The organism is Hoeflea sp. BAL378 (assembly GCF_000759435.1).
In the GTDB taxonomy this organism is placed as follows: Bacteria; Pseudomonadota; Alphaproteobacteria; order Rhizobiales; family Rhizobiaceae; genus Hoeflea.
Genome location: NZ_JRJG01000074.1, coordinates 37,820 through 44,571, shown reverse-complemented (window position 1 = coordinate 44,571; position 6,752 = coordinate 37,820). Strand labels below are relative to the sequence as shown.

8 protein-coding genes are annotated in these 6,752 nt (G+C 66.3%); 7 read left to right on the top strand and 1 reads right to left on the bottom strand.

Annotation, left to right across the window (positions count from 1 at the left end):
* The 7 genes from LL06_RS16375 to LL06_RS16345 all read left to right on the top strand — a co-directional run.
* A partial coding sequence (locus tag LL06_RS16375; protein WP_035529211.1) for a molecular chaperone DnaJ occupies positions 1 to 798 on the top strand: 798 nt, incomplete at its 5' end.
* A gap of 112 nt (positions 799 to 910) precedes the next feature.
* Positions 911 to 1,501 carry a phospholipid N-methyltransferase PmtA gene (gene pmtA / locus LL06_RS16370; RefSeq protein WP_244447160.1) on the top strand — a complete coding sequence of 197 codons (591 nt, stop codon included), beginning with the start codon at positions 911 to 913 and terminating at the stop codon, positions 1,499 to 1,501.
* 183 nt (positions 1,502 to 1,684) lie between these two features.
* On the top strand, positions 1,685 to 2,266 hold the full coding sequence (locus tag LL06_RS16365; protein ID WP_035529206.1) for an NAD(P)H-dependent oxidoreductase: 582 nt from the start codon (positions 1,685 to 1,687) through the stop codon (positions 2,264 to 2,266).
* A 98-nt stretch (positions 2,267 to 2,364) separates the two neighbouring features.
* Positions 2,365 to 3,078, top strand: a complete 714-nt coding sequence (pyrF, locus tag LL06_RS16360; protein WP_035529239.1) for an orotidine-5'-phosphate decarboxylase — start codon at positions 2,365 to 2,367, stop codon at positions 3,076 to 3,078.
* An 11-nt stretch (positions 3,079 to 3,089) separates the two neighbouring features.
* Positions 3,090 to 3,383, top strand: coding sequence for a DUF1330 domain-containing protein (locus tag LL06_RS16355; protein WP_035529203.1), 294 nt, complete (start codon positions 3,090 to 3,092; stop codon positions 3,381 to 3,383).
* A gap of 141 nt (positions 3,384 to 3,524) precedes the next feature.
* Positions 3,525 to 4,505, top strand: a complete 981-nt coding sequence (locus LL06_RS16350; RefSeq protein WP_035529200.1) for a complex I NDUFA9 subunit family protein — start codon at positions 3,525 to 3,527, stop codon at positions 4,503 to 4,505.
* 77 nt (positions 4,506 to 4,582) lie between these two features.
* On the top strand, positions 4,583 to 5,287 hold the full coding sequence (locus LL06_RS16345; protein WP_081964023.1) for a sulfite exporter TauE/SafE family protein: 705 nt from the start codon (positions 4,583 to 4,585) through the stop codon (positions 5,285 to 5,287).
* Positions 5,288 to 5,782: 495 nt separating this feature from the next.
* On the opposite strand, the gene LL06_RS16335 is transcribed toward LL06_RS16345, so the two are convergent.
* Positions 5,783 to 6,586 carry an undecaprenyl-diphosphate phosphatase gene (locus tag LL06_RS16335; protein WP_035529195.1) on the bottom strand — a complete coding sequence of 268 codons (804 nt, stop codon included), beginning with the start codon at positions 6,584 to 6,586 and terminating at the stop codon, positions 5,783 to 5,785.
* Positions 6,587 to 6,752: the final 166 nt, after the last annotated feature.

Genomic DNA, 6,752 nt, shown 5'->3' with positions numbered 1-6,752 from the left:
GGCGGCCGCGAACGCGGCGCCGATCTGCGCTACAACATGGAAATCTCGCTCGAGGAGGCCTATTCCGGCAAGACCGCGCAGATCAGGGTTCCCACCTCCATCACCTGCGATGTCTGCTCGGGCTCCGGCGCCAAGCCCGGCACGCAGCCCACCACCTGCTCCACCTGCGGCGGCGCCGGCCGCGTGCGCGCCTCGCAAGGCTTCTTCTCGGTCGAACGCACCTGCCCGACCTGCCATGGCCGCGGCCAGACCATCACCGATCCCTGCGGCAAATGCGGCGGCCAGGGCCGCGTCACCGAGGAACGCTCGCTGTCGGTCAACATCCCGGCCGGCATCGAGGACGGCACCCGGATCCGCCTTGCCGGCGAGGGCGAGGCCGGCATGCGCGGCGGTCCGGCGGGCGACCTCTACATCTTCCTGTCGGTGCGTCCGCATGCGGTGTTCCAGCGCGAGGGCGCCGATCTCTATTGCACCGTGCCGATCTCGATGACCACCGCCGCGCTCGGCGGCAAGTTCGACATCACCACCATGGATGGCGCCCGCTCGCGCGTCTCGGTGCCCGAAGGCACCCAGCCCGGCAAGGAGCTGCGGTTGCGCGGCAAGGGCATGCCGGTTCTGCGCTCGGCGCAGTTCGGCGACCTTTATATCCGCATCTCGATCGAAACGCCGCAGAAGCTGTCCAAGCGGCAGCGCGAACTGCTCACCGAATTCCAGGAACTGTCCTCCAAGGAGACCAGCCCCGAATCGACCGGTTTCTTCTCGCGGATGAAGGGCTTTTTTGATACATTGACGGACTGATCTTGCGGCCCGGACTGGCGTCGCCCAAGAGAAACCATGTTCTTTGTCCAGATCGTATCGGCGGGTTGCGTTCTGGATCGGGCGTGGCCTTCGAAAGGTGCAGGATATGGGCATGAATTTTTCAGCGCGGATCGTCAGGCGTTTCGATGACGAGATCCGCTTCTTCAAGGGCTGGATAGACGGGCCGAAGGCCGTGGGCGCGATCATGCCGACCTCGAGCGTCACCGCCCGGTCGATGGCCTCGGTGATCGATCCGGCCTCCGGGCTTCCGGTGCTGGAACTCGGCCCCGGCACCGGCGTGATCACGCGGGCGATCCTGGCGCGCGGCGTCGCGCCCTCCAATCTCGTGTCCATCGAGTATTCCGAGGATTTCCACACCCGCCTCAAACTGGATTTCCCCGAGGTCCGCTTCATTCGCGGCGACGCCTTCGATCTCGATGCGACGCTGGGCGAGCTCAGCACCAGCCTGTTCGACAGCGTCATCTCCGGCATTCCCCTGCTCAACTTCCCCATGGCGCAGCGTGTCGGCCTGGTCGAGACGCTTCTCGACCACCTGCCGCCGGGCCGCCCGGTGGTGCAGTTCTCCTATGGTCCGATCTCGCCGGTGGCCGCGCGCGGAACAAGCTTCGCCGTGGTTCACCATGATTTCGTCATGCGCAACGTGCCGCCGGCGCGGTTGTGGATCTACCGCCGCCCGGTCTGAGGCGGGCCCCGCGTCCCGAAAGGCCCGGCGTCTCGACCCGATCCGCGCCCGGTGCTTCGCCCCGCGTGGCGGATTTCCTGCGCCTTCCCGTCCCCCGTGCCATTTGCTCCGGCCCGCGCGAGCCTATATGGATCGGCCAACCGTCGGGTTAGCAGACCCGGCCGACACCGAGCGGAGCAGCCCATGAATCCCAAGATCCTCGTTTTCCCCGGCTCGAACCGGAGCGGTTCGTTCAACGCCGCGCTGGCGGCCGCCGCCTCGGTCGAACTGGCCCGGCAGGGCGCCGACGTCACCCGCATCTCGCTCATCGATTACCCGCTGCCGATTGTCGACGAGGATCTGAAGAGCCGCTCCGGCATTCCCGACAACGCCATGAAGCTCGGCCGGCTGATCGCCGCGCAGGACGGCGTGTTCCTGTGCTGCCCGGAATACAATTCCTCCATCCCGCCGCTGCTCAAGAACATGATCGACTGGGTCAGCCTGATTTCCAGGGACGGCGACCGGCCGTTCAAGCCCTGGGCCGGCCGCTTCGTGGCCCTGGGCTCGGCCTCCGACGGCAGGTTCGCGGGCATTCGCGGGCTCTACCATGTCCGCTCCGTGCTGATGAATGTCGGGACCCAGGTCATCAGCGAGCAATGTTCGGTCGGCTTTGCGGCGAGCGCCTTCGACGAGGACGGACGGCTCAAGGAAGAGCGGGCCCAGACTATGCTGGTCAATGCCTGCAAGTCGCTGCTCACCCATTGCGTGCTGATGAACGGCCGGTGACGCGCGCCTGAGCCCTCTTGCGATCGCCGCGGCTTCATGCGAGGAGCGGACAAACACGAAGGGAATGCATGATGCCCAATGCTGCGCTTGATGTGTCCATGCCGGCCCCGGAGGCCGCCGACCCGCGTCTGATCGTGGCGCTTGATGTGCCGACGGTGGCTGAAGCCGAGGCGCTGGTGGCGCGGATCGGCGACGAGGCGGTGTTCTTCAAGATCGGCTACCAGCTCGCCTTCGCCGGCGGCCTGCCTCTTGCCCGCGACCTCAAGGCCTCGGGGCGCAAGGTGTTCCTCGACATGAAGCTTCTCGACATCGACAACACCATCGCCAAGGGCGTGGAGAATGTGCTGCGCATGGGCGTCGACATGCTCACCCTGCATGCCTATCCCAAGGCCATGCGCGCCGCGGTCGAAGCCGCGCGCGGCAGCGACCTCTGCCTGCTGGGCGTCACCGTGCTGACCTCGATGGACGGCGGCGACCTCGCTGAAGCCGGCTACGCCATGTCGCCCGAGGACCTGGTCAGGCGCCGCGCCGCCCAAGCCCGCGACGCCGGAATGGGCGGCATCGTCTGCGCCGCCAATGAGGCTGCGGAGGTACGCGCCATCGTCGGCCCCGGCATGGCGATCGTTACGCCCGGCATCCGGCCGGCGGGCGCCGATCACGGCGACCAGAAGCGGGTGATGACGCCGGCCGAGGCGCTCGCCGCCGGCGCGTCGCACCTGGTGGTCGGCCGGCCGATCGCCGCCGCCGCCGATCCGGCCGCCGCGGCCCGCGCCATCCGTCTGGAAATGGCGCAAAGCTCATCACAGCCCTGAAGGAGCAGATCATGGCGAAGGGATACTGGATCGGACGCGTCGACGTGCGGGACCCGGAGGCCTACAAGGCCTATGTCGAGACCGCGACCCCGGCCTACAGGGAGTTTGGCGGGACCTTCCTGGTGCGCGGCGGGGAGTTCGATCCGGTCGAAGGCCATTCCAGGTCGCGCAACGTCGTCATCGAGTTCCCGAGCTACGAAGCGGCGCTCGCCTGCTACAACTCCGCGACCTACCAGAAGGCCCGGGCGATCCGCCAGCAGTTTTCCGAGGGCGAATTGCTGATTGTCAAAGGCCATGAGGCCTGAACCCGCCGATGGTCCATTTGGCGCACAGTCTGGCTCTTCACCTCGCCGCCGTTTTTGACTAAGAGCTTGGGTGGACATTGACCCGATCCGGTTGCTCCTGCGGGATCAACACTGATATTCACCCTGCGAGGGAGTGCCTAGATGACATCGCTGACCCAACCCAAGCTCGTGACGGTATTCGGCGGGTCCGGCTTCGTCGGCCGCTATATCGTCCGCGCGCTCGCCCGCCGCGGCTACCGCGTCCGGGTGGCCGTTCGCCGTCCCGACCTCGCCGTCCATCTTCAGCCGCTGGGCGGCGTCGGCCAGATCGTGGCCGTCCAGGCCAATCTGAGGAACCGCGCCTCGGTCGACCGGGCGGTCATGGGCGCCGATCACGTCGTCAACTGCGTCGGCATCCTGTTCGAATCCGGCCGCAACACCTTCGAATCGGTGCAGGAATTCGGCGCGCGCGCCGTGGCCGAGGCAGCCCGCGCCTCCGGCGCCGGCCTGACCCACATTTCCGCCATCGGCGCCGATCCGGACTCCGCATCGGTCTATGCCAGCTCCAAGGGCCGCGCCGAAGCCGCGGTCTTCAAGATCCTGCCCGACGCGGTGATCCTGCGGCCTTCGATCATCTTCGGGCCGGAGGACGGCTTCTTCAACAAATTCGCCGAGATGGCGCGGTTCTTCCCGGCGCTGCCGCTGGTTGGCGGCGGCAGGACGAGGTTCCAGCCGGTCTATGTTGGCGATGTGGCCGAGGCCGTCGCCCGCAGCGTCGACGGCAGGCTCAAGGGCGGCGTGATCTACGAACTGGGCGGACCCCGGGTGATGAGTTTCAGGGAGTGCCTCGAGGAGATCCTGGAGATCACCCAGCGCAAGCGCAGCCTGGTCCCGTTGCCCTGGAGCCTGGCCTCCCTCATCGGCACGATCGGCGGCCTGATTCCCTTCGTCGAGCCGCCGCTCACGGCCGATCAGGTGGTGCTTCTGAAAACCGACAACGTCGTTTCGGACAAGGCGGAAGGCGAGGGCCGGACGCTCGCCGGAATCGGGATTCCGCAGACCACGGTCGAGGCGATCCTGCCCTCCTATCTCACCCGCTACCGCGTCCATGGCCAGTACAGCGGCACGGGGCGGGAAGCCTGAGCGCCGACCCGGCTTCGCTGCTCTCGCTGCTCGCGCCCCCCGGGGTTGAATCCTGGGCGGCGCTGATCTTGATCATCATGAGTTTCTTCACCTCGGCGCTGACCGTCTCGGTCGGCATCGGCGGCGGTGTCGCCATGCTGGCGCTGATGGGCTATCTGGTACCGGTCGCGGCCATCATTCCGGTTCACGGGGTGGTGCAGCTCGGCTCCAATGTCGGCCGGGCGGCGGTCCTCCGCAGTCATGTCGCCTGGGCCTGCCTGGCGGCCTTCCTGGCCGGCGCCATTCCCGGAGCCTGGACCGGCGGCATCGCCGTCGGGGCCTTGCCCGAACCCGCGCTCAAGGCGGCGCTGGGCGGATTCATCCTGATCATCACCTGGATGCGGCTGCCGCGGCTCGCCGCGATTAAGCTGCCGGGCTTCGTGCTCACCGGCGCGGTCACCACCTTTCTGACCATGATCTTCGGCGCCACCGGCCCGTTCAATGCGGTGGTGCTGTCCAAGACCTTTCCCGACCGGTTGCGGTTCCAGGCCACCACGGCCGCGGTGATGAGCCTGCAGCATGTCGTCAAGACGCTGGCCTTCGCGCTCGCCGGTTTCGCCTTCGCGCCCTGGCTGCCGCTGATGGCGGCGATGATCCTCACCGGGCTGGCCGGGACCTGGGTCGGCGCCAACATCCTGCGGCGAATGCCCGAGAGCCACTTTCAGATGATCTTCAGGATCTGCCTCACCGTTCTGGCGCTGGATCTGGTCCGCCGCGGTGTTGCAGGAATGGCGCATGCTTAGCAATGATTTAAGTTTCTTGGGGTTTATTGGAGACCGCGGGCCAATCGGACTTGAACGAACCGGCAGGGCCGCGTAGATCGCCCCCTGCTTCGCGCGGAGACGGATCTTCGCGGCGGCATGCCTCACCACACAGGTCTCGATGCGCAGCATCGAAACGCATGCCTTCAACACAACACACTGCCGCGCGCCTCGGTCACCAGGGCTCGGCGGCGAACAAGTCGGGATGAAGATCAGTTATGGGTAAAACAGTCGTATCCGCATTCGCATTTGCAATTGTGGTGATTCTGTCCGCGTCCGCCTTCGCGCCACGCAGCGTTGCCCATTCGTCCAAGGGCTGCACGCCCGCCTATGGCGTCGATCCCTGCGCCATGCAGGCGATCACCGAATAGCGTTCGGCCCCCTGAGCGCGCCCCGCGACCAACCGGGACGCCCACTTCCTCTAAGATACCCGAGCACCCTGCATACACCAGGCGGCTCGCCTGAACGCGCGGCGCCCTAGCTCATCAGCCACAGGCCGACAAGCCCGAGCCCGCCGACCAGGATGCGCCACCAGGCAAACAGCGCAAATCCGTGCCGCGAGACGAAATCCAGCAGGCTGCGCACCACGATCACGCCGGCGATGAACGCCATGATGAAGCCCACCACGATGGTGACGACGTCGTCATAGGCCAGCTTGTCGTGGTTCTTGTACAGATCGAGGGTGAAGGCGCCGACCATGGTCGGCATGGCGAGAAAGAACGAGAATTCCGCCGCCGAGCGCTTGTCGGCTCCCATCAGCAGCGCGCCGGCGATGGTCGCGCCCGAGCGCGAGGTGCCGGGGATCATCGCCAGGCACTGGCAGAGCCCGATCTTGAACGCCAGCGACAGCGGGTAATCCATGACATTGGTGTATTTGGGCGTCAGCTTCATCCTGTCGATCAGGAGCAGAATGATGCCGCCGCCGATCAGCACCCAGCAGATCAGCGCGGGGGATTCGAACAGCACCGACTTGATGAAGCCGTGCGCCAGCGCCCCGATCACCGCTGCCGGCAGGAAGGCCAGCACCACGGCGCCGACGAACCGCCGCGCCTTGGCGCTCGAGGGAAGATCCATGGCGAGCTTCCAGAGCCGGGCGAAATAGACCGACAGGATCGCCAGGATCGCGCCCAACTGGACCAGCACCTCGAAGCTGTTGCCGGGAGACTTGAACCCCAGGAAATGGCCCGCCAGCAGAAGATGGGCGGTCGAGGAGACCGGCACGAATTCGGTGAGGCCTTCGATGAGGCCGAGAAGGGCCCCCACAAGCGTTGTGTCATTCATCCCGGACTTATCCCTGTCTCGACTGATATCCGCGACCCGCGGTTGCATCGCTCATTTTCGCCACAAGGGTTCGCCAAGATCGGTGGAGTGATTCGCTTGTCTTGCGGTTGGCCAATCCCTATAGCTCTATTTTCCGGAAACTGACCAGTCCCGCGCGCCGGCGCCA

Coding starts and splice junctions, on each gene's coding strand:
- pmtA (WP_244447160.1), top strand. CDS start 911: ATGAATTTTTCAGCGCGGATCGTCAGGCGTTTCGATGACGAGATCCGC.
- LL06_RS16365 (WP_035529206.1), top strand. CDS start 1,685: ATGAATCCCAAGATCCTCGTTTTCCCCGGCTCGAACCGGAGCGGTTCG.
- pyrF (WP_035529239.1), top strand. CDS start 2,365: ATGCCGGCCCCGGAGGCCGCCGACCCGCGTCTGATCGTGGCGCTTGAT.
- LL06_RS16355 (WP_035529203.1), top strand. CDS start 3,090: ATGGCGAAGGGATACTGGATCGGACGCGTCGACGTGCGGGACCCGGAG.
- LL06_RS16350 (WP_035529200.1), top strand. CDS start 3,525: ATGACATCGCTGACCCAACCCAAGCTCGTGACGGTATTCGGCGGGTCC.
- LL06_RS16345 (WP_081964023.1), top strand. CDS start 4,583: ATGAGTTTCTTCACCTCGGCGCTGACCGTCTCGGTCGGCATCGGCGGC.
- LL06_RS16335 (WP_035529195.1), bottom strand. CDS start 6,586: ATGAATGACACAACGCTTGTGGGGGCCCTTCTCGGCCTCATCGAAGGC.